The organism is Rhizobium sp. RSm-3, from assembly GCF_001854685.1.
GTDB classification, from domain to species: domain Bacteria; phylum Pseudomonadota; class Alphaproteobacteria; order Rhizobiales; family Rhizobiaceae; genus Rhizobium; species Rhizobium ecuadorense.
Genome location: NZ_MAWZ01000008.1, coordinates 95689 through 118070 on the forward strand (window position 1 = coordinate 95689; position 22382 = coordinate 118070).

The window sequence follows — 22382 nt, forward strand, 5'->3', positions numbered from 1 at the left end:
GAATTTTTTCTAGCCGGGATGCTCGGTCGTTCCCAAACTGTGTCGGAATATGACAAAATCAAGGCGGGATCGGTGACAATCCGGCGCGGGAAAAGTGGAAAAACAGGGTTCAGGCCGAGAATCAGCCAGTCCGGCCGGCTGTTTGCGAATCACTCTCTGACCGCCTGCCGGGGCTCCGGTCGCGTGGATAGCTGATAGTTCCGGGATTGGTGCGGGTTGTTACGCCGGTTCGAGGACGCGTTTCGTGCCGCCCCAGGAGATGAAGTTCGGGTTGGCGAAGTCGAAATCGGCTGCTGCGCCCGTCTTGCCGTAGGTCAGCGGCGCTCCGTCGAGCGTCACCGTCGAACCGCCGGCGGCGCGCAGCACCGCATCGCCGGCCGCCGTGTCCCATTCCATCGTGCGGGTAAAGCGCGGATAGACGTCGGCCTTGCCTTCGGCCAGCAGACAGAATTTCAGCGAGGAGCCGATATTGGTGCATTTGGAGATGGAGTGGTGGGCGAGGAAGCTTCCGGTCTCGGGGCTGTTGTGGCGTAGGCTGGCGAGCGCCAGCCTATCGTCCGGCTGTTCACGCACGGTGATCGCACTGCGCGCACCGACGGTGAATTCGTTGGTGACGACGAGCCTTTCGGCGTGGCCGCGTTCGCCCGAGAAGGCAAGACCGAGTGCCGGGGCGTAGACGATGCCGGCCACCGGGGCGCCATTCTCTATATAGGCGATATTCACGGTGAATTCCTGCCGCCCATCGACGAATTCTCGCGTGCCGTCGAGAGGATCGACCAGGAAGAAGCCGCGGCCGGCGATGTCGGGCACTTTTCCGGCGGCGACCGATTCTTCGGCGACGACGGGTATTTCGGGATAATCTCTGGCGAGATGAGCGAGGATGATGCGTTCGGCCTCCTCGTCGGCGACCGTGACCGGACTTGCATCCGCTTTCATGGCGACCGGGAAACCTTGGCGCAGGACCGTGATGATGGCCTTGCCGGCTTCGAGTGCCGCCCGTTCAAATGTCCTCAGCATTGTCCTTTTGCCGTTCGCCACGCGGGCCGAGCACCCCACTGTCGCCCGTCCGCAAACCATCCCTGTCACCAGATACTCGATGTCACCAGATACTCGATATGGTGTTTCCCGACGCGCCTTGCATCCTCGTCACGCAGTTCCACGAAGCTACCATAAGTTTTCAGCCTTGTCAGACGAAGAAGGGCATTTGCTCGTGAAATGGTATTCGCAAAAGCGCCTGGCTTCGGGTCTGAATTTGCGCCATCTTCCAATTCTATGGAATAGCTTGCGCAACAAGCGGCATCGAGAAATCGTCGGCGATATCTCCGAACCGTTAACTCAGTGGCAGTTTCTGATCAAAAACAGGCCTTTCTTTGCCGATTTTCTGTGGATTTTGGTTCAAAATGCGCCACTTAGGCCTGTTCTGACAAGAATTTGTCGGAGTAAATCCTTTTTGTCTTCACATTTCCACTGAAACCGGTATGCATTCGGCCTATGAGGTTCTCCGAAACGGGGAACCGAAGAACCAAAAAGAGATGCAGCCTGTTCGGCTCGCATCCAGGGGAAAACGACATATGGAGTATTTCGTCCAGCAGCTCTTCAATGGGCTGACGCTTGGATCCATCTATGGCCTTGTGGCTATCGGCTATACGATGGTTTACGGCATTATTGGCATGATCAATTTCGCCCATGGCGATATCTTCATGCTCGGTGGCTTCGCCGCTCTTATCGTCTTTCTCGTCCTTACATCCATCTTCGCAGGTCTCCCGGTGGCAATTCTGCTGCTGGCGATGCTTGTCGTCGCGATGCTGATGACGAGTTTGTGGAATTGGACGATTGAGCGCATCGCGTACCGCCCGCTGCGCGGTTCCTTCCGCCTGGCGCCGCTGATTACGGCGATCGGCATGTCGATCGTGCTGTCCAATTTCATCCAGGTGACGCAGGGTCCGCGCAACAAGCCGATCCCGCCGATGATCAGCTCGGTCTATCAGTTCGGCAACATCTCGGTGTCGCTGAAACAGATCGTCATCATCGTGATCACGGTCGTGCTGCTCGCCGTCTTTTGGTACATCGTCAATCGTACCGCACTCGGCCGTGCCCAGCGCGCCACCGAACAGGACCGCAAGATGGCGGCACTGCTCGGTGTCAATGTCGACCAGACGATTTCCATCACCTTCGTCATGGGTGCGGCGCTGGCTGCCGTCGCCGGCACGATGTATCTGATGTATTATGGCGTCGCGTCGTTCGCCGACGGTTTCACGCCGGGTGTGAAGGCCTTTACCGCAGCCGTTCTCGGCGGCATCGGCTCATTGCCGGGCGCCGTTCTCGGCGGGTTGATGATCGGCCTGATCGAATCGCTGTGGTCGGCCTATTTCACCATCGCGTACAAGGATGTCGCGACCTTCGCCATCCTCGCTTTCGTGCTGATCTTCAAGCCGACGGGTATCCTCGGACGGCCGGAAGTCGAGAAGGTATAACGTCATGGCAAACATTGAAAATTCTGCAGGCAAGCCCGATGCCGGACTTGTCCGCAAAGGCCTTACCGAAGCCCTCTTCGCCGCCATCCTGTCGTTCGGTATGTTCGTTCTCTATGTCGGCCTCAAGACCGACCAGAACATCAACAACGAGCTGATCATCGTCCAGCGCTGGGGGCTGCTTGCGATCTTCGTCGCTGTCGCCGCGATCGGCCGCTTCGCCACGGTGGTTTTCCTGCGGCCGCATCTCGACAGCCGCAAGCTGGCAAAGGCGAGACAGGGCGAACTCCCTATCTCCACCGAGAAGAGCTTCTTCCACCGGCATTTCCTAAAGATCGCGCTGATCGCCCTGCTGCTTTATCCCATGGTGGTGGTGGCGATCAAAGGCCCGCAGGGTTCGCTGACATATGTCGACAATTTCGGCATCCAGATCCTGATCTATGTGATGCTTGCCTGGGGGCTGAACATCGTCGTCGGCCTCGCCGGTCTGCTCGATCTCGGCTATGTCGCCTTCTATGCAGTCGGCGCCTATTCCTACGCGCTGCTGTCGAGCTATTTCGGCCTGTCCTTCTGGGTTCTCCTGCCGCTTTCCGGCATTTTCGCCGCACTCTGGGGCGTCATCCTCGGCTTCCCGGTGCTGCGCCTGCGCGGCGACTACCTCGCCATCGTCACGCTTGCCTTCGGTGAAATCATCCGCCTCGTCCTTATCAACTGGACGGATGTCACCAAGGGGACTTTCGGTATCTCGAGCATTCCCAAGGTGACGCTCTTCGGCATTCCCTTCGACGCGACGGCCGGCGGCTTTGCCAAGGTTTTTCACCTTTCGATGTCCTCGGCTTACTACAAGATCTTCCTTTTTTACCTCATCCTGGCGCTCTGCATGCTGACCGCCTACGTGACCATCCGGCTGCGCCGCATGCCGATCGGTCGCGCCTGGGAAGCGTTGCGCGAAGACGAGATCGCCTGCCGCTCGCTCGGCATCAATACGGTGACGACCAAACTCACGGCCTTTGCGACGGGAGCGATGTTTGCCGGTTTCGCCGGCTCCTTCTTTGCTGCCCGTCAAGGCTTCGTTTCGCCGGAATCCTTCGTCTTCCTGGAATCTGCCGTCATCCTCGCCATTGTCGTCCTCGGGGGCATGGGTTCTCTGACCGGCATTGCGATCGCCGCAATCGTCATGGTCGGCGGCACCGAGGCGCTGCGCGAAATGGACTTCCTGAAAGTGATTTTCGGGCCGACTTTCACGCCAGAATTGTATCGCATGCTGATCTTCGGCCTCGCCATGGTCGTGGTCATGCTGTTCAAGCCGCGCGGTTTCGTCGGTTCGCGTGAACCGACCGCCTTCCTCAAGGCGCGCAAGGCAATATCCGGAAGCTTCATCAAGGAGGGCCACGGTTGATGAGCCCCGTTACCAACACGATGTCCAGCGATACGCTGCTCAAGGTCGAGCACCTGTCGATGAAGTTCGGCGGCCTGATGGCCATCAACGACTTCTCCTTCGAAGCCAAGCGCGGTGACATCACCGCGCTGATCGGGCCGAACGGTGCCGGCAAGACCACCGTCTTCAACTGCATCACCGGCTTCTACAAGCCGACGATGGGGATGATCACGCTTAACCAGAAGAGCGGCAAGCAGTATCTGCTGGAGCGGCTGCCGGATTTTCGCATCACCAAAGAAGCCAAGGTGGCGCGCACCTTCCAGAACATCCGGCTGTTCTCCGGCCTGACGGTTCTTGAAAACCTGCTCGTCGCCCAGCACAACAAGCTGATGAAGGCGTCGGGTTATACGATCCTCGGCCTCGTCGGCATCGGTCCCTACAAACGGGAGGCGGCTGCATCGATCGAGCTAGCCCGCCATTGGCTCGAGAAGGCCGATCTGATCGATCGCGCCGACGATCCGGCAGGCGATCTGCCCTATGGCGCCCAGCGGCGTCTCGAGATCGCTCGCGCCATGTGCACCGGTCCCGAGCTGCTTTGCCTGGACGAACCGGCCGCCGGCCTGAACCCGCGGGAATCGGCAACGCTCAATGCGCTGCTGCAGAACATCCGCGCCGAAACCGGAACATCTATCCTGCTCATCGAGCATGACATGTCGGTAGTGATGGAAATCTCCGACCACGTCGTCGTGCTCGAATACGGCCAGAAGATTTCCGATGGCACGCCGGATCACGTCAAAAACGATCCGAAGGTCATCGCGGCCTATCTCGGTGTCGAGGATGAAGAAGTGGAAGAGGTGATCGCAACCGTCGAGCAGCTCGAAGGAGGAGCAAACTGATGGGCGATGAAGTAATGACGGGTCAACCGCTCCTTCAGGTGAATGGCGTCGAAACCTATTATGGCAATATTCGTGCGCTGGCCGGCATCGATGTCCACGTCAATAAGGGTGAGATCGTCAGCCTGATCGGCGCCAACGGCGCCGGCAAGTCGACGCTGATGATGACGATCTGCGGCAGCCCGCAGGCCCGTACTGGCTCGGTCGTCTTCGAGGGCCGCGACATCACCCACATGCCGACCCACGAAATCGCTCGCTTGCGCATCGCGCAGTCGCCTGAGGGACGCCGCATCTTCCCGCGCATGACGGTTCTGGAAAATCTCCAGATGGGCGCCGGCCTCGACAATCTCAAATATTTCGCCGAGGACGTCGAGAAGATCTTTGCGCTCTTCCCGCGCCTGAAAGAACGCCACGCCCAGCGCGGCGGCACGCTTTCGGGCGGCGAACAGCAGATGCTGTCGATCGGCCGCGCGCTGATGGCACGCCCGAAGCTGCTGTTGCTCGACGAACCCTCGCTCGGCCTTGCGCCGCTGATCGTCAAGGGCATCTTCGAGGCGATCCGCAAGCTCAACGAACAGGAAGGTCTCACCGTGTTCCTCGTCGAGCAGAACGCATTTGCTGCGCTGAGGCTTTCGCACCGCGCTTACGTGATGGTGAACGGCAAGGTGACGATGAGCGGCTCCGGCAAGGAACTGCTCGCCAATCCTGAAGTCCGCGCCGCCTATCTCGAAGGCGGAAGACACTAGCTCGAAGGGGAGTTTGACATGCAGGGACTTTTCTTCGAAAGCGATACCGGTGCCCGCTTGATCATCCGCGCGATCGTCGTGCTGATCGGCTTCTGGACGGCCTGGCGCGCCGGCAAGGCGGTGGCCGAAGGCTGGAACAACTATCCGCTGGCCATCGTCTATACCTTTCTCCTCGCCTGGGCCATGCAGTTCCTGCATCACGCCTTGTTCGATGGGCCGATGCTCAGCGCGCTCTACTACGGCATTGATTTCGTAACGCTGCTGGTCTTCTCGACCGCCGGCTTCCGCTTTCGCCGCACCAATCAGATGGTCAACAACTATTACTGGCTGTACGAAAAAACTTCCGCGTTTTCGTGGAAGGACAAACATTGACAGTCCGTTGAAACTAGGCATGAATTGCCTTCAGAGTGGAACAGCTTTCCTAGCGCAGTCAATGGTGGGTAGTGCGCTGGGCCTTGGACCGGAACCCGCCCAAAAATTGGGAGTAATAATATGAAGAAGTCTCTTCTGTCGGCAGTGGCTCTGACGGCGATGGTCGCCTTCAGCGGCAACGCATGGGCCGACGTTCTCATCGCTGTCGCTGGTCCGCTGACCGGCCCGAACGCTGCGTTCGGCGCTCAGCTCCAGAAGGGCGCCGAGCAGGCGGCCGCCGACATCAACGCTGCTGGCGGCATTAACGGCGAGCAGATCAAGATCGAGCTCGGCGACGACGTCTCCGACCCGAAGCAGGGCATCTCGGTCGCTAACAAATTCGTTGCCGACGGCGTCAAGTTCGTTATCGGCCACTTCAACTCGGGCGTTTCGATCCCGGCTTCGGAAGTCTATGCCGAAAACGGCATTCTCGAAATCACCCCGGCTGCTACGAACCCGAAGTTCACGGAACGGGGCCTCTGGAACACCTTCCGCACCTGCGGCCGTGACGACCAACAGGGCGCCATCGCCGGCAAGTATCTTGCCGACCACTTCAAGGACGCCAAGATCGCCGTTGTTCACGACAAGACTCCCTACGGTCAGGGTCTTGCCGACGAAACCAAGAAGGCGATGAATGCCGCGGGTGTGACGGAAGTCATGTACGAAGGCATCAACGTCGGCGACAAGGACTTCTCGGCTCTCATCGCCAAGATGAAGGAAGCCGGCGTCTCGATCATCTATTGGGGCGGTCTGCACACCGAAGCCGGTCTCATCATCCGCCAGGCGGCTGACCAGGGCCTGAAGGCAACGCTGGTTTCGGGCGACGGTATCGTCTCGAACGAACTGGCCTCGATCGCTGGCGACGCCGTTGCCGGTACCCTGAACACCTTCGGTCCCGATCCGACGCTGAACCCGGCCAACAAGGAACTCGTCGAAAAGTTCAAGGCCGCCGGTTTCAACCCGGAAGCCTACACGCTCTACTCCTATGCTGCGATGCAGGCGATCGTTGGTGCCGCCAAGGCTGCCGGTTCGGTGGATCCTGAAGCTGTCGCCACGGCCATGAAGGAAAAGGGTCCGTTCACCACGGTTCTCGGCGACATTTCGTTCGACGAAAAGGGCGACCCGAAGATTCCTGGTTACATCATGTACGAATGGAAGAAGGGCGCGGACGGCAAGTACACCTACGTTCCGCAGGGCTCGTAAGCTTAGCTTCCCTTTTTGACAGATGAGATTGAAGCCCGGTTCCGACCGGGCTTCTTTGCTTTGCCGAGGTTTCAAATTTCGTCCTCCGCGGCGCAGCCTATCTGCTGCCGACGGTTTCCGCTCAATATTACATCTCGTGCAGCACGTGCGTCGCTTTCACGGCCGCCGAGGCCCGGTTCTCGACGCCGAGCTTCACGTAGATCTGTTCGAGGTGCTTGTTCACGGTGCGCGCCGACAGTCCCAATATTTCACCGATGTCGCGGTTGGCCTTGCCCTTGGCGATCCAGAGCAGCACTTCGGATTCGCGCTGGGTCAGCGAAAAGCGCTGGCGCAGCATCTCGTCGTCGCTGCGCTGATTGGCGGCGGTGAGACGGAAGAGATATTCGTCGGGGCCGATCGCGCCGAGGAAGGCGAGCTGCAGCGCCGCCTGACCGGCATGGGCGATCGAGATGATGCCGTCGCGTACTGCGGCTGCGCGGTCGCCCATCCAGGTAGCGATATGGCGGACGACGATTTCCATGCCGTCATCGCTGCCCATGGCGGCATTGACCAGCCGTGTCGCCTGCGGCGTCGACCAGTGGACCGCGCCGTCGCCTCTGACTGCCAGCAGATGGCGCCCGGCGGCGTCGAGCGCCACGCGGGCGCTCTGCGCCGAGCGGGCGTTGCGCAAATGGACACGGATGCGGGCCCGCAATTCGTCGATGTTGATCGGCTTGGCGAGATAGTCGACACCGCCGGATTCCAGCGCGTGGACGACATGCTCGGTCTCGGTCAGGCCGGTCATGAAGATGACAGGCACCTGCGCCACCGCTGCATTCGCCTTCAACCTGCGGCAGGTCTCGAAGCCATCCATGGCGGGCATGACGGCGTCGAGCAGGATCAGATCCGGCGTGATTCGCTCGACGATGCCAAGGGCTGCGCTGCCTGAGGTGGCGATCAGCACGGAAAAGCCGGATTGCTCGAGTGCGTCGGTCAGGAAGCCCAGCGCTTCGGGCGAGTCATCGACAAGCAGAACGATGTCGCGGGGGAGGGCCGGCTCAGCCAATGGGTTCCACCTTTTCGTCGAAGTCGTGCAGGAAAGTCATGAAGCCGGAGAGATCGAAGGCGGCGACATAGGCGCGAAGTTCTTCGGTGAATGGCTGATTTGCCTCCACCTTGGCAAGGTCCGAAAGCTTGGCTTCGATGCCTCTGATATAGCCGATTTCGCCGAGCCGCAGCAATTCCTGTACATGGGCAGCACCCGGGCTCAGCATCGGCGCTTCGGTCGTCACGGGAATAGCGGGCGCGGCGTCGGCATAGACCCATTTCAGGCCAAGATACAAAGCGAGCTTGTCGCGCAGCTGGCGAATGTCGACCGGCTTGCCGATCGCATCATTATGACTGTCGTCGCTGTCGCCGAGAACGGCCGCATCGCCGATATTGGCCGAAAGCATCAGCATCGGCGCCGTCTGGCCGGCCTCGCGCAGGCGCGAGACCAGCTGCCAGCCGCTCATGCCGGGCATGAGGATATCGACGAGGAAAAGATCAGGCATGATGCCCTCGATCAGCGTCAGGCATTCGGCTCCGCCAGCTGCCGTCAAAACGATGAAATCGAGAGGCGCCAGGATTTCGCGCATCATTTCGCGATGGTCTTCGTTATCGTCGACGACGACCACCGTGCGGCGCGGGCCGTCATAACCGGCGATGCGCTTTTCCTGCGGTGCGGCGGCCACGGCGCGCATGACGGCGGACAGCATGAGGCGCACGCGGAACGTCGAGCCCTCGTCCTTGACGCTCGAAACAGCAATCTCGCCGCCGAGCGTGTTGGTCAGAAGCCGGGTGATGGTAAGGCCGAGGCCAAGACCCGGCATTGGCCTGACGCTTTCGGCCTCGCCGCGCTGGAAGGGTTCGTAGATACGCGTCAGATCCTTTTCAGCAATGCCGCGGCCAGTATCGGCAACGGTGAAGGTCGCGACCTGGTTGCGATAGGCGACGTCGAAGGTGACGCTTCCCTCGTCAGTGAACTTGATGGCGTTGGAGAGCAGGTTGACGAGGATCTGGCGCAGCCGCTTTTCATCGGTGCGGACAAATTGCGGCAAGGCCGGCGAGCGCTGGTGCAGGAAAGCGAGCCCCTTCACCTGCGCCTGCGGGCGAAACATGTCGACGATCTGATCGAGGAAATCCTGGATGTTGATCTCATTGGAATAGACCTGCAGGCGGCCGGCCTCGATCTTGGAAATATCGAGCAGGCCGTCGATCAGGCCGGAGAGGTGTTCGGCGCTGCGGCGGATGACCTTGATCGAGGATTGGCGCGGCGCCGGGATGGTGTCGTCGCGCTCGAGGATCTGGGCGTAGCCGAGCACGGCGTTCAGCGGTGTGCGCAGCTCGTGGCTGAGGCCGACGACGTAGCGGCTCTTGGCGCGGTTGGCTGCCTCGGCCGTTTCCTTGGCATTCTGCAAGGCGGTGTCGGTCTTCTTGTGGGCGGCGATCTCCTTGAGCAGCAGGGTGTTCTGGCGCGAGGATTCTTCCTCGGCGACGACGCGGCTGTCATGGGCGAGCACATAGAACCAGCAGACGACGCCCGAGATCACCGAGAAGACGAAGAAGACGATGAGGATGGTGCGATTGACGACCTCGGCCGTCTCGGGCGAGGCGGCGGCGACCTGGTGGGCGATCATCGCCAGGATCGCGCCGATAGCAGTCAATGCCAGCGCGACGGCGATGCCGTAGCGGCCGAGGCGCGTCGTCAGCTTGCTTAGAACGGTTTCCGGCAGCAGCACCTTGGCGACAGTGCCGACCTGCGCGTTGAAACGGGCGGCCGGTTTGCACATGTCGTGGCATCGGCTGTCGAGCGAGCAGCAGAGCGAGCAGATCGGTGCGGCATAGGCCGGGCACCAGGCCATATCCTCCGGCTCGAAGGGATGCTCGCAGATCGAGCAGGTGATGCTCGTCAGGTTCTTCCAGCTGTGGCGCGGCTTGCGGGCGAGGTAGAACTTGCCCTTCGTCGCCCAGGCAAGTGCCGGCGAGGCGATAAGCGCGATGACGAGGGTGATATAGGGCGCCAGCGAGGCGGCGGTCGCGCCAAAGGCGCCGAAATGGGCAATCAGCGACACCGTCGCCGACAGCGTCATGGCGCCGAGGCCGACCGGATTGATGTCGTAGAGATGGGCGCGCTTGAACTCGATGCCGGGCGGAGCGAGGCCAAGCGGTTTGTTGATGAAGAGATCGGCGGAGATCGTGCAGAGCCAGGCCATGGCGATGATCGAGAAGATGCCGAGCGTCTCCTCCAGCAGCCGATAGATGCCGAGTTCCATCAAAAGCAGGGCGATTGCGACGTTGAAAACCAGCCAGATGACGCGGCCGGGATGGCTGTGGGTCAGCCGCGAGAAAAAGTTCGACCAGGCGAGTGAGCCGGCATAGGCATTCATCACGTTGATCTTCAGCTGCGAGACGACGACGAAGGCGGCCATCAATAGCAGCGCGGCATTCTGCCAGGGCACCATATAGCCGAAAGCGGTCAGATACATCTGCGCCGGATCGGCGGCACGATCGACCGGTACGCCCGAGGCCAAGGTCAGCACGACGAGGAAGGAGCCGGCCAGCAGCTTTGGCGCGCCGATGACGACCCAGCCGGGTCCGGCAAGGAAGACGGCCAGGCGATGGCGCCACTTGCGCCGCGGCTCCGGCGGCAGGAAGCGCAGGAAGTCGGCCTGCTCGCCGATCTGCGACATCAGCGCCAGAATGACGGCCGAGGCGGCGCCGAACTGCACCAGATCGAATTCGGCGATGGTGCCGGGCGGGCCCGAGGCATGGCGAATGCCGGCAAAGGCGCGCCAGAGATCGAACTTTTCCCAATCCATGAAGGCGATGAAAATGAAGGGCAGGATGTTCAGCACGATCCAGAAGGGCTGGGTCACCAACTGGAATTTGCTGATCAGCCGCACGCCGTGCGTCACCAGCGGGATCACCATGACGGCGCTGAGGATGTAGCCGATCCAGAGCGGAATGCCGAGGGTAAGCTCCAGCGCCCCGGACATGATCGAGGCCTCGATCGCAAACAGCATGAAGGTGAAGCTCGCATAGATCAGCGAGGTGATGGTCGAGCCGATATAGCCGAAGCCGGCGCCGCGGGTCAGAAGGTCGATGTCCACGCCGTGGCGGATGGCGTAGCGGCTGATCGGCAGGCCGATTGCCAGCATGGCGATCGAAGCGACGAGAATGGCATAAAAGGCGTTGGTGGTGCCGTAGGAGAGAGTGATGGCGCCGCCGATCGCCTCGAGCGCCAGGAAAGAGATCGCGCCGATCGCCGTCTGCGCGATGCGCTGCGAGGAGAAATGGCGGGCGCTCTTTGCGGTGAAGCGCAGCGCATAATCTTCCAGCGTCTGGTTGGCGACCCAGCGATTGTATTCGCGTCTCACCGGAATGATGCGTTGGCGCGCTGCCATGTCTTCCTTCCGGCATTCCGGTTGGGCTTCTCGTCTCGAAACAGTTTTGGCGGGATGGGTGAGAAAGGCAAGGGCGGAGCACTGGCAGATTCACGGAACCGCCATATTTTTGAAGCCGGTCTGTCACACCAGCCCTCTAACTCTCCCGCCGCTCCTTCCAATCATTACAGGTATCACCCATGTCTGCTTCGAGCCTTTTCCGCCTGAGCACCGCCCTCGTCTGCCTCGTTTCGATCGTGCCGTCGCTTGCCGGCGCCGAGCAGGCCGCGGCGGCGAAAGCGCCTTATGTCGAGACCGGAAACACCAACAAGCGCGGTGACGCCTGCTTCTCGACGGTGGACACCAATGCCGCCGTTCATCTCCTCTCCGGCTTCCTCGAAATCTGGACCCCGCGCACGCCTTTCGTCGACGCGGGTGTGGAAGCCCCGGCCAAGGACAATTGCCCTGCGGTCGCCAAGACGGATTGGGATGGCATTCCCCTCAGCACGACCGATGGTCAGGTCGTCAACAAGCTCGTCCATGATGCGAACATCGCCTATGTGGTCAAGGCGACGCGGGCGCGGACGGCCGATCAGGCGGTGGCCGCCTATCTCGACGACCGGCGCGGCAAGAATGCCAGCATCGTCGATGGCCTCGGCCCGCTGACGGCTGCCTGGAAGGCCGGCTCGAAGCAGACCACCACGATCACCGAGGTGGCTGCCGATGCGACGACGGTCAAATATGACGACAAGGGCAACAATCGCGGCGCCGGCAGCAAGCCGGACACGGAAAACAAGACCGATGCCAATCCGGACATGGGTCTTGCGATCGACTTCATCAATGCCGCCAGCGGTGACGGTTCGACGGAACCCGCCAAGCGCTATTTCAAATATGGCCGTCCCTATCGCTGGAGCCAGGACGTGTCGGTTGTCCCGACCTTGGTGCCCGCCAAGAGCGGCAAACCGGTCGAGGACGGCGGGTTCCCGAGCGGCCATACGGCGGAAGCCTGGCGGGATGCACTTGCCATGGCCTATCTCGTGCCGCAGCGTTTCCAGGAAATGGTCACACGCGCCAGCGAGCTGGGTGAAGACCGGATCCTTTCCGGCATGCATTCTCCGCTCGACGTGATGGGCGGCCGGATGCTTGGCACGGCGACTGTCGTCTACAATCTGAACAAGGCCGATAATACAGCGCTGAAGAGCGATGCCTACGCCCAGGCGCAATCATGGCTCATCGCCAAATCCGGCGTTGCCGATGCGGGCGCGCTCGAAGTCGCAGCGCATGCGGCGCCGATCGCCGCAGACCGTTTTGCCGATCATGACGCCAATCGCGCTTACGTGCTGCAGCGCCTGAGCTACGGAATGCCGACGATCCATGCGACCGATCAGCCGGCTCGCGTGCCGCAAGGCGCCGAGGCGCTTCTCGAAACGCGTCTGCCCTATCTCGACGGCGAGCAGCGTCGCGACGTGCTGAAGACGACGGAGATCGCCTCGGGTTATCCGCTCATCGACGATGCGGAAGGTTACGGTCGTCTCAACCTGTTTGCCGCCGCCGATGGCTACGGTGCCTTCGAGCAGGATGTCACCGTGACGATGGACGCGGCAAAGGGCGGCTTCAATGCGATCGACAGCTGGCGCAACGATATCGGCGGCAAGGGCAGGCTGGTGAAGCGCGGCAGCGGTATTCTCGGCCTTTCCGGCGCCAACAGCTATGCCGGCGGCACCGTGCTCGAAGAGGGCGCGCTGGCGGCCGGGTCATCTTCGGCTTTCGGCACCGGCGGGCTGACGGTCAATGGCGGTTCGCTCGTGGTGGCGGCCGACAAGCCGTTGACCGTGAGCGGCGACTATCAGCAGCTCGCCCACGCGACGGCAAAGCTGGCGCTCGGCGCGAACGGTGCCGGCACACTTGTTGTCGAGGGCAAGGCGGCGCTCGCTGGCGATCTCGACGTGACGCTTGCCGATGGTTTTGCCCCGGCACCCGGGACAAAGATCGAGATCCTGAAGGCCGGTAGCGTCGCCGGCACCTTCGGCAAGGTCACTTTTCCTGGCCGCAAGGCCAGCCTTTCCTACAGCCCGACATTGGTCACCCTGACGATTGACGGATAATTTTCTTCTCAAACCAAGAGGGCATTCCCAATGGCGGGGATGCCCTTTGCTTTCCCTGTGTCCGTTTGCCCCCTGCGCCTACGTCATTTTGCGTATGTGTTTTTGCGATGCAGCACCCGATAGTCCCCTCGGCAACAGTTAAATTCCGTTTCCGGCCTGTTGCAGAACAAGAAGAGGGGCTCAACCAGATGAATCTCAGATCCACGATCACCGGCGCTGCGCTCGGTGCCGTCATGGCGGCATCGGCCGCTTTCCACGGCGCGGTTGCCGCCGACGACACGATCAAAGTCGGCGTATTGCATTCGCTTTCCGGCACGATGGCGATTTCCGAAACCACGCTGAAAGACGCCATGTTGATGCTCATCGACGAGCAGAACAAGAAGGGCGGCCTTCTCGGCAAGAAGCTCGAGGCCGTCGTCGTCGACCCGGCTTCCGACTGGCCGCTGTTTGCCGAAAAGGCCCGCGAACTGATCCAGAAGGACAAGGTTGCCGCCGTCTTCGGTTGCTGGACGTCTTCGTCGCGCAAGTCTGTTCTGCCGGTTTTCGAAGAGCTGAATTCGCTGCTCTTCTACCCCGTGCAGTATGAAGGCGAAGAATCCTCGCGCAACATCTTCTACACCGGTGCTGCTCCGAACCAGCAGGCAATTCCGGCCGTCGACTACCTGATGGAAAAAGAAGGCGTCAAGCGCTTCGTGCTCGAAGGTACCGACTACGTCTATCCGCGCACGACCAACAAGATTCTCGAGGCATACCTGATTTCGAAGGGTATTCCGAAAGAAGACATCATGACCAATTATACGCCGTTCGGCTTCTCCGACTGGCAGACCGAAGTTGCCAAGATCAAGGAATTCGGTTCGGCCGGCAAGAAGACCGCCGTCGTCTCGACGATCAACGGCGACGCCAACGTTCCATTCTACAAGGAACTGGGCAACAAGGGCATCAAGGCAACCGACATTCCCGTCGTCGCCTTCTCGGTCGGTGAAGAAGAACTTGCCGGTCTCGACACCAAGCCGCTTGTCGGCCATCTCGCTGCCTGGAACTATTTCGAGTCTGTGGAAAGCCCGGCCAACAAGAAGTTCATCAAGGACTGGCACGCTTACACCAAGAACGACAAGCGCGTGACGAACGACCCGATGGAAGCTGCGTATATCGGCTTCAACGCATGGGTTAAGGCCGTCCAGGCTGCCGGCACGACCGATACCGACAAGGTTCTCGACTCCATCATCGGCGTCAGCGTTCCAAACCTCTCCGGCGGTTATGCGACCGTCATGCCGAACCACCACATCACCAAGCCTGTGCTGATCGGTGAAATCCAGGCCAACGGCCAGTTCGAAATCGTCCAGCAGACGCCTGCCGTCGTCGGCGACGAATGGTCCGATTACCTGCCTGATTCCAAGGACCTGATCTCCGATTGGCGCAAGCCGATGTCCTGCGGCAACTTCAACGTTGCCACCGGCAAATGCGGCGGCAAGGGTTCCTGAGCACGACCCCGATCAGATGATTGTCTGAAGACTTCCGTCCGGGTTTGATCCCGGGCGGAAGCTCCGTCCCAGCGATCACGCCGCGAGGCCAACACTATCCAGGGCGAGAAAGCCGATGCATCGCGCTATAAAGATTTTCCTCATCACGCTCTGCCTGACATTTTCGGGCCTGACATTTTCCGGCCTCGCATTTCCGGGCTTGGCAACATTAAGCGAAGCTCGGGCAGAGGACGATATCCACGTGCTCATCGATGCGCTCGGCATCGGCGACTTCCCGGAACGCGAGGCAGCCATCAAGGCGCTGGTCGCCTCCAAGGATCCCCATGTCAGCCAGATCCTGCAGCAGTTGAGCGACGGCCTTCTCTACGTCAATTCCGATGGCGGCCCGGTGCTCCTCCAGGGCGGCACCGATGACGAGCCGACCTATTCCGATCCGATCAGCGGCGAAGCCGCTGCCGATGTCGATCCTGACATGATGACCAAGGTCAAGATCAACAATGCACTTCGCGGCGTTATCAGCGCCGCCACCAGCCAGTTGACGCTGATGAGCCCGGATCGTTCGGCGCGGCTTGCCGCGGCACAGGGCCTGCTGAAAGATGCCGATCCCGCCAATCTCGACCTGCTGAACGCGGCGCTTGCGGCTGAAAAGGACGCCGAGATCAAAAATACGATGGAAGCGGCGCGCGCAGTGCTGCTGCTGAAGACGGATGCGAGCGTCGAAGACAAGAAGGCAGCGATCGATACGATCGCGGCTCGCGGCAATCGTGATGCGCTGACCATTCTGACGACCACACTCGAAACCGCGCCTGATGACCTGAAGCCGGCGATCCAGGCAGATATCAGCGCCATCAATCGCAGCCTGGCGCTGTGGGATATCGTCCAGAACGTCTGGTACGGATTGTCGCTCGGCTCGGTGCTGCTGCTGGCGGCGATCGGCCTTGCCATCACCTTCGGCGTCATGGGCGTCATCAACATGGCGCATGGCGAAATGGTGATGATCGGCGCCTATACCACCTATGTGGTGCAGGAATACATTACCTCGACCTTTCCCGGCGTGGCGGACTATTCGCTTGCCTTTGCCGTGCCTGCCGCCTTCGTCTTTACCGGCTTCGTCGGTCTGGTGATCGAACGCGCCGTCATCCGCTATCTCTACGGCCGGCCGCTCGAAACACTGCTTGCGACCTGGGGCGTGTCGCTGATCCTGCAACAGGCCGTGCGCAGCATCTTCGGCCCGACCAACCGCGAGGTCCGCAATCCGACCTGGATGTCCGGCGTCTTCGACCTCGGCGGGCTCTCCATCACCTGGAATCGACTGTGGATCATCGTCTTTTCGATGGTTGTCTTCGTGACGCTGCTCCTGCTGCTCAAACGCTCGGCCTTCGGGCTGCAGATGCGCGCCGTCACGCAGAACCGCCGCATGGCATCGTCGATGGGCATCCGCACCGGCTGGGTCGATGCCTTCACCTTCGCGCTCGGTTCGGGCATTGCCGGTATTGCCGGCGTGGCGCTCAGCCAGATCGACAACGTTTCGCCAAACCTCGGTCAATCCTACATCATCGACAGCTTCATGGTCGTCGTCTTCGGCGGTGTCGGCAACCTCTGGGGCACGCTGGTCGGTGCGCTCTCGCTCGGCGTCGTCAACAAATTCCTCGAGCCCTTCGCCGGCGCCGTGCTCGGCAAGATCCTGGTGCTCGTCCTCATCATTCTCTTCATCCAGAAGCGTCCCCGCGGGCTCTTCGCACTCAAAGGAAGGGCGGTGGAAGCATGATAACGGCCTTCCTTCTCCGATCAGTAGATCGCAAGATCGTCATTGCCATCGCCCTGCTGCTTCTGGTCGCCGTTCTCGTACCGGTGCTGAACCTGATGACCGGGCCGACCAATCCGCTGCACGTGCCGACCTATGTCATGTCACTGTTCGGCAAGTATCTGACCTATGCGCTGCTGGCGCTGGCGCTCGATCTCGTCTGGGGCTTCTGCGGCATTCTCTCGCTCGGCCACGGCGCCTTCTTTGCGCTCGGCGGTTATGCGATGGGCATGTATCTGATGCGCCAGATCGGCACCCGCGGCAGCTACGGCGACCCAATCCTGCCCGATTTCATGGTGTTCCTGAACTGGAAGGATCTGCCCTGGTTCTGGTACGGCTTCAACCACTTCTGGTTTGCGGCGCTAATGGTGCTCGTCGTGCCCGGCCTGCTCGCCTTTGTCTTCGGCTGGTTCGCCTTCCGCTCACGCGTCAACGGCGTCTATCTCTCGATCATCACCCAGGCGATGACCTACGCGCTGCTGCTCGCCTTCTTCCGTAACGATATGGGCTTCGGCGGCAATAACGGCCTGACCGATTTCAAGGACATTATCGGCTTCAACGTTCAGGCTGACGGCACGCGTGCAGCCCTGTTTGCGGCAACCGCGGTCATGCTGGCGCTGTCGCTGCTGCTGGCCTCGGCGATCGTTCGTTCGAAATTCGGCAAGGTGCTGGTCGGCGTGCGCGATGCGGAGAGCCGCACGCGCTTCCTCGGTTACCGCGTCGAACATTTCAAGCTCTTCACCTTCGTCGTCTCGGCGATGATGGCGGGCATATCAGGCGCGCTCTACGTTCCGCAGGTCGGCATCATCAACCCCGGCGAATTCGCTCCTGCCAACTCGATCGAAGTCGTCATCTGGACGGCGGTCGGCGGGCGGGCGACGCTGATCGGGCCGATCATCGGCGCGATCCTCGTCAATGGCGGCAAGACGATCTTCACCGGTCTCTTCCCGGAGTTCTGGCTGTTTGCGCTCGGCGGTCTCTTCGTCGCCGTCACGCTGTTTCTGCCGAAGGGCGTGGTCGGCACGATCGCCCCCTATCTCGGCAAACGGAAAACCGCTTCCCCTGTGATGCCGCCGGCGGCGCAGGAAGACGGCATCGAGCCGAAAATCCAGGCAGCGGAGTGAACACAGTGATTCCCGACGTCAAACCCAACAGCGTACTTTATCTCAACGGCGTTTCGGTTTCCTTCGATGGCTTCAAGGCATTGAATTCGCTGTCGATCGTCATCGAACCCGGCGAGCTTCGCGCCATTATCGGCCCGAACGGCGCCGGCAAGACGACGATGATGGATATCATCACCGGCAAGACCAGGCCCGACGAGGGCGAAGTGTTCTTCAACGGCACGATCGATCTCACCAAGAAGGACGAGGCCGATATCGCCCAGCTCGGCATCGGCCGCAAATTCCAGAAGCCGACGGTGTTCGAAAGCCATACGGTCTGGGACAATCTGGAATTGGCGTTGAACCGCCGCCGCTCGGTGTTTTCGACGCTGTTCTATCGGCTTTCGGGTGAGGACAAGGCCCGCATCGATGAGATCCTCGAAACGGTGCGGCTGACGCACCGCCGCGACGAGCTGGCCGCCAACCTTTCGCATGGGCAGAAGCAGTGGCTGGAAATCGGTATGCTGCTGGCGCAGGAGCCGAAGCTCCTGCTCGTCGACGAGCCGGTGGCCGGTATGACCGACGCGGAAACGGCGGAGACGGCGATCCTGCTGAAGGACATTGCCAAGACCCGCTCGGTCGTCGTCGTCGAACACGATATGGGCTTCATCCGCGACCTCGGCGTCAAGGTGACCTGCCTTGCGGAAGGCTCGGTGCTGGCTGAGGGATCGATCGATTTCGTCAGCTCCGATCCGAAGGTGATCGAGAACTATCTGGGGCGGTGATCCATGCAACTTAGAGGCTTGAACCTGACAAAAGAAAACGCTCTAAAACGGGCGGGTTTTATTGTGGGGTTTCATCATGGCTTTTCTCGGCATTCTGGTCGTGGCGATCAGCGGCGCGGCCGTCTGGTATTGGCGTTTGAAAATGATGCGTGAAGCGGGAAGCGAGATCATCGATTCCGTCGAACGCATGCGGGGCGTCTATAAGCGCGGAAAGTTGCGCAAGCAGGCGGAGGCAGCGCCGCTGGCCTCGATCGCCGATCCGGCGATTGCGGCAGTGGCTTTCTTCTTCTGCCTCGCCAAGGAAAAGCCGATCCATCTCGAGGCCGCGAAGGATGTCGTGCGCAACCGCATGAAAGGCATCATCCGGCCGGGCGATATGGAAGAGGTGCTGGTTTTTGCCGAGTGGGCGTCCAAGAACGTTACCAGTCCCGAAGACCCGATCCGCCGGTTCCGGGATCTCTGGATGAAGGCGCTCGACATGCATGAGCGTCAGCAATTGATCGGCATTGCCGAGGACGTGGCCGTCGCCGGCGGCGAGAGAACGAAAGAACAGGACCACGCCCTGCAGATGCTGAGGCGGACGCTGATGAACTGATGGGGAATGGGTGAACGGATGCTGACAGTCGAAAACGCAAATCTGCATTATGGCGCCGCACAGGCGCTGCGCGGCGTCTCCATCAAGGCGGAGATGGGCAGGATTACCTGCGTATTGGGGCGCAACGGCGTCGGCAAGAGTTCGCTCCTGCGCGCCGTGACCGGCCAGCATCCGCTGTCGGCCGGCACCGTCACGTTCAACGATACAAGGCTGAACGGCCTGCCGCCCTTTGCCCGCGCCAAGCAGGGCATCGGTTATGTGCCACAGGGGCGGGAAATTTTCCCGCTGCTGACGGTCAAGGAAAATCTCGAAACCGGCTTTGCTCCGCTCGGCCGCCGCGACCGCAACATACCCGACGATATCTTCAGCCTCTTCCCGGTGCTGAAGTCGATGCTGTCGCGCCGCGGCGGCGATCTTTCCGGCGGCCAGCAGCAGCAGCTGGCGATCGGGCGGGCGATGGTGACGCGGCCGAGGATTCTGGTGCTCGACGAGCCGACCGAGGGCATTCAGCCGTCGATCATCAAGGATATCGGCCGGGCGATCCGTTATCTCCGCGATTCCACCGGCATGGCGATCCTGCTCGTCGAACAATATCTCGACTTCTGCCGGGAGCTTGCCGATTACGTCTACATCATGGATCGTGGCGAGATCGTTCATGAAGGCCTTGCCGAAACGCTGGATACGCCGGAGGCCCGCCGTCACCTGACCGTCTGATCGGCAAATGCTGCATTTTGCGGCAGCTGGCGGGGCGCCTTTCAAATCTGCCAGCTCGGCTGCGGCTATCCTTGGACGGCATGGGAATTGCTTGCTTTCCGTGACCCGCACGATTGAATGGAAAACCGGTGGCGCAACCGAAAGGCACGAGATGGTGATTGCGGCGGCAGGCACGAGACCGCAAAGAGCGGAAGGACGCGGGCATCTGGCGGCAAAGCTGCTGGATGGTCGCACGCGGCTGCGTGAACTCTATCAGGAAGGCGCGGCGAAGATCCGCCTGCCCGATACGTTCGATGCCTCGATGGAAGCCGTCATCATCAACACAGCAGGCGGGTTGACTGGCGGCGATCGGATGGACTGGAGCGTCGTGGCCGGCGCCGGCACGAAGATCGACGTCACCACCCAGGCCTGCGAAAAGATCTACAAGGCATCGGCCGGTACAGCCGAGGTGACGACCAGCATCAAGGTCGGAGCCCAAGCCCGCGTTGACTGGCTGCCGCAGGAAACGATCCTTTTCGATCGTGCCGCACTTTTTCGCCGGCTGGATGTCGATCTTGACGAAGACTCCGAATTCCTGGCCGTCGAGGCCATATTGCTCGGCCGCAAGGCGATGGGCGAGACGGTCGAGACCGGGCTTTTCCGCGACCGCTGGCGCATCCGCCGCTCGGGCCGGCTGATCCATGCCGAGGAGCTCAGGCTGTCGGAAGGGGTGACTGCCTTGGCAGCACGTCAGGCGGTGCTCGGCGGACAAGTGGCCTTTGCGACGCTGCTTTATGCCGGACCGCTTTCGGAAGCCTATCTCGGCAAGGTGCGGCCGCTCGTCGAAGGTTCGATGGGCGGCGCGAGCGCCTGGGACGGCAAGCTCGTCGTCCGCCTTGCGGCAGCCGACGGCTTCTCACTCAGAAAAATCCTGATCCCGATCATTTCCGCCTTGCGCAATGGTGCGCCCGTGCCGAAAGTCTGGAATCTATGAGTTCAATAAGCAGGTAGATGATGAACCTCACTCCGAGAGAAAAAGACAAGCTGCTGATATCCATGGCGGCGATGGTGGCACGGCGGCGGCTGGAGCGCGGCGTCAAGCTGAACTATCCCGAGGCGATCGCGCTGATCAGCGATTTCGTCGTCGAAGGCGCACGCGACGGCCGCCCGGTCGCCGAGCTGATGGAGGCCGGCGCCCATGTGATCGGCCGCGATCAGGTGATGGAAGGCATTGCCGAGATGATCCACGACGTGCAGGTGGAGGCGACATTCCCCGATGGCACCAAGCTCGTCACCGTCCATGAACCGATCCGCTAAGGGGATTGATATGCTCGAGCTCAGGCCCAATTGCGAATGTTGCGACAAGGATCTGCCGCCGGAAAGCAGCGAGGCGCGGATCTGCACCTATGAATGCACCTTCTGCGCCGATTGCGTCGATGGCGTGCTGAAGGGCGTCTGCCCCAACTGCGGCGGCAATCTAGTTGCCAGACCCATCCGACCGGCTGATATGCTCGCCAAACATCCGGCGTCGACGAAACGTGTGCTGAAGGCCGAGGGCTGCGCGCCCAGGGCCGCTTAAGGAGATAATATGATTCCGGGCGAGATCATTGCCGCAAGCGGCGACATCGAACTGAATACCGGCGCGCCGACGGTGACGCTGGAGGTGTCCAATACCGGCGACCGGCCGGTGCAGGTCGGTAGCCACTATCATTTCGCCGAGACCAATGCTGGGCTCTCCTTCGACCGGGCGGCGGCGCATGGCAAGCGGCTGGATATTCCGGCGGGAACTGCGGTGCGCTTCGAGCCGGGACAGACGCGCTCGGTGACGCTGATCCCGCTTTCCGGCAAGCGCGAAGTTTATGGCTTCCGTCAGCTGGTGATGGGCAAGCTTTAACGGGAGGGATGCATGCGTTTGAATATCTGCCTGATCGGGGCGGCGATGCTGCTGATGGCTGATCGCGCTTCCTCTCAGGATATCGATTGCCAGAATCCCAAGACGCAATCGGATATGACTTCTTGCGAGTCGGCGCGCCACGAGACCGCCGACAAGGCTCTGAATGTGCAATATAAGAAGACCCGCGCCACCTTGGCGGCGGTCGACAAGGATCTCGATGACGACATGAAAGGTGCGGAGCAGGCGCTGGTCAAGGCGCAGCGCGCCTGGATCGATTACCGCGACGCCGAATGCGACGCCTTCGGTTTCCAGGCCCGCGGCGGCACGATGGAGCCGATGCTGGTCGCCGGGTGCCTCGCCAATATCACCGACAAACGCACGAAAGAGCTGAAAGAGCTCGAAGACACGATGAGCAATTAA

The 22382-nt window shown here is 61.0% G+C and carries 21 protein-coding genes; 18 read left to right on the forward strand and 3 right to left on the reverse strand.

Translation table 11 applies throughout. The features are described 5' to 3' along the window. Positions 1–219: 219 nt before the first annotated feature. Positions 220–1017 (reverse strand): 3'(2'),5'-bisphosphate nucleotidase CysQ, encoded by a 798-nt coding sequence (gene cysQ, locus BBJ66_RS10765; RefSeq protein WP_049731673.1) that lies wholly within the window; start codon positions 1015–1017, stop codon positions 220–222. A gap of 554 nt (positions 1018–1571) precedes the next feature. On the opposite strand from cysQ, the gene BBJ66_RS10770 reads away from it, so the two are divergent. The 6 genes from BBJ66_RS10770 to BBJ66_RS10795 all read left to right on the forward strand — a co-directional run bounded on the left by BBJ66_RS10770 (position 1572) and on the right by BBJ66_RS10795 (position 7102). Continuing rightward, positions 1572–2474 carry a branched-chain amino acid ABC transporter permease gene (locus tag BBJ66_RS10770; protein WP_049731672.1) on the forward strand — a complete coding sequence of 301 codons (903 nt, stop codon included), beginning with the start codon at positions 1572–1574 and terminating at the stop codon, positions 2472–2474. Positions 2475–2478: 4 nt separating this feature from the next. Then, the gene (livM, locus tag BBJ66_RS10775) at positions 2479–3870 is read left to right on the forward strand and encodes a high-affinity branched-chain amino acid ABC transporter permease LivM (RefSeq protein WP_049731671.1); all 1392 of its coding nucleotides are present in this window, start codon (positions 2479–2481) and stop codon (positions 3868–3870) included. Beyond that, on the forward strand, positions 3870–4745 hold the full coding sequence (locus BBJ66_RS10780; RefSeq protein ID WP_049731670.1) for an ABC transporter ATP-binding protein: 876 nt from the start codon (positions 3870–3872) through the stop codon (positions 4743–4745). Before livM ends, BBJ66_RS10780 begins: the two co-directional genes overlap by 1 nt. Beyond that, on the forward strand, positions 4745–5488 hold the full coding sequence (locus BBJ66_RS10785; RefSeq protein ID WP_184344971.1) for an ABC transporter ATP-binding protein: 744 nt from the start codon (positions 4745–4747) through the stop codon (positions 5486–5488). Before BBJ66_RS10780 ends, BBJ66_RS10785 begins: the two co-directional genes overlap by 1 nt. Before the next feature lie 18 nt (positions 5489–5506). Next, positions 5507–5860, forward strand: a complete 354-nt coding sequence (locus BBJ66_RS10790) for a DUF6867 family protein (protein ID WP_049731669.1) — start codon at positions 5507–5509, stop codon at positions 5858–5860. A gap of 120 nt (positions 5861–5980) precedes the next feature. Then, on the forward strand, positions 5981–7102 hold the full coding sequence (locus tag BBJ66_RS10795) for a branched-chain amino acid ABC transporter substrate-binding protein (protein ID WP_049731668.1): 1122 nt from the start codon (positions 5981–5983) through the stop codon (positions 7100–7102). A 127-nt stretch (positions 7103–7229) separates the two neighbouring features. On the opposite strand, the gene BBJ66_RS10800 is transcribed toward BBJ66_RS10795, so the two are convergent. Continuing rightward, positions 7230–8147: a response regulator transcription factor gene (locus tag BBJ66_RS10800; protein WP_049731667.1), complete on the reverse strand. Its 918-nt coding sequence runs from the start codon at positions 8145–8147 to the stop codon at positions 7230–7232. Beyond that, positions 8140–11526, reverse strand: a complete 3387-nt coding sequence (locus BBJ66_RS10805; RefSeq protein WP_071086907.1) for a hybrid sensor histidine kinase/response regulator — start codon at positions 11524–11526, stop codon at positions 8140–8142. The genes BBJ66_RS10800 and BBJ66_RS10805 overlap by 8 nt, the downstream gene beginning before the upstream one ends. A 179-nt stretch (positions 11527–11705) precedes the next feature. Between BBJ66_RS10805 and BBJ66_RS10810 the strand changes: the two genes are divergently transcribed. From BBJ66_RS10810 to BBJ66_RS10865, 12 genes are all read left to right on the forward strand, one after another. Further along, a complete protein-coding gene (locus BBJ66_RS10810) occupies positions 11706–13610 on the forward strand; it encodes an acid phosphatase (protein WP_049731665.1) in 1905 nt (634 codons plus the stop codon). A gap of 188 nt (positions 13611–13798) precedes the next feature. Continuing rightward, positions 13799–15091, forward strand: coding sequence for an urea ABC transporter substrate-binding protein (urtA, locus tag BBJ66_RS10815; protein WP_049731664.1), 1293 nt, complete (start codon positions 13799–13801; stop codon positions 15089–15091). A gap of 115 nt (positions 15092–15206) precedes the next feature. Continuing rightward, complete coding sequence (gene urtB, locus BBJ66_RS10820; RefSeq protein WP_049731663.1) at positions 15207–16859, forward strand: urea ABC transporter permease subunit UrtB; 1653 nt, start codon at positions 15207–15209, stop codon at positions 16857–16859. After that, positions 16856–18019: an urea ABC transporter permease subunit UrtC gene (gene urtC / locus BBJ66_RS10825; protein ID WP_049731662.1), complete on the forward strand. Its 1164-nt coding sequence runs from the start codon at positions 16856–16858 to the stop codon at positions 18017–18019. The genes urtB and urtC overlap by 4 nt, the downstream gene beginning before the upstream one ends. 5 nt (positions 18020–18024) lie before the next feature. Beyond that, positions 18025–18780, forward strand: coding sequence for an urea ABC transporter ATP-binding protein UrtD (gene urtD / locus BBJ66_RS10830; RefSeq protein WP_049731716.1), 756 nt, complete (start codon positions 18025–18027; stop codon positions 18778–18780). A 76-nt stretch (positions 18781–18856) separates the two neighbouring features. Beyond that, on the forward strand, positions 18857–19375 hold the full coding sequence (locus BBJ66_RS10835) for a hypothetical protein (RefSeq protein WP_049731715.1): 519 nt from the start codon (positions 18857–18859) through the stop codon (positions 19373–19375). A gap of 18 nt (positions 19376–19393) precedes the next feature. Then, on the forward strand, positions 19394–20089 hold the full coding sequence (urtE, locus tag BBJ66_RS10840) for an urea ABC transporter ATP-binding subunit UrtE (RefSeq protein ID WP_049731714.1): 696 nt from the start codon (positions 19394–19396) through the stop codon (positions 20087–20089). A 151-nt stretch (positions 20090–20240) separates the two neighbouring features. After that, on the forward strand, positions 20241–21062 hold the full coding sequence (locus BBJ66_RS10845) for an urease accessory protein UreD (RefSeq protein WP_049731661.1): 822 nt from the start codon (positions 20241–20243) through the stop codon (positions 21060–21062). Positions 21063–21082: 20 nt separating this feature from the next. Continuing rightward, on the forward strand, positions 21083–21385 hold the full coding sequence (locus tag BBJ66_RS10850; RefSeq protein ID WP_003561955.1) for an urease subunit gamma: 303 nt from the start codon (positions 21083–21085) through the stop codon (positions 21383–21385). A gap of 10 nt (positions 21386–21395) precedes the next feature. Continuing rightward, positions 21396–21647: a DUF1272 domain-containing protein gene (locus tag BBJ66_RS10855; RefSeq protein WP_049731660.1), complete on the forward strand. Its 252-nt coding sequence runs from the start codon at positions 21396–21398 to the stop codon at positions 21645–21647. A 9-nt stretch (positions 21648–21656) separates the two neighbouring features. Further along, positions 21657–21962, forward strand: coding sequence for an urease subunit beta (locus BBJ66_RS10860; protein ID WP_049731659.1), 306 nt, complete (start codon positions 21657–21659; stop codon positions 21960–21962). Positions 21963–21974: 12 nt separating this feature from the next. Further along, complete coding sequence (locus BBJ66_RS10865) at positions 21975–22382, forward strand: lysozyme inhibitor LprI family protein (protein ID WP_049731658.1); 408 nt, start codon at positions 21975–21977, stop codon at positions 22380–22382.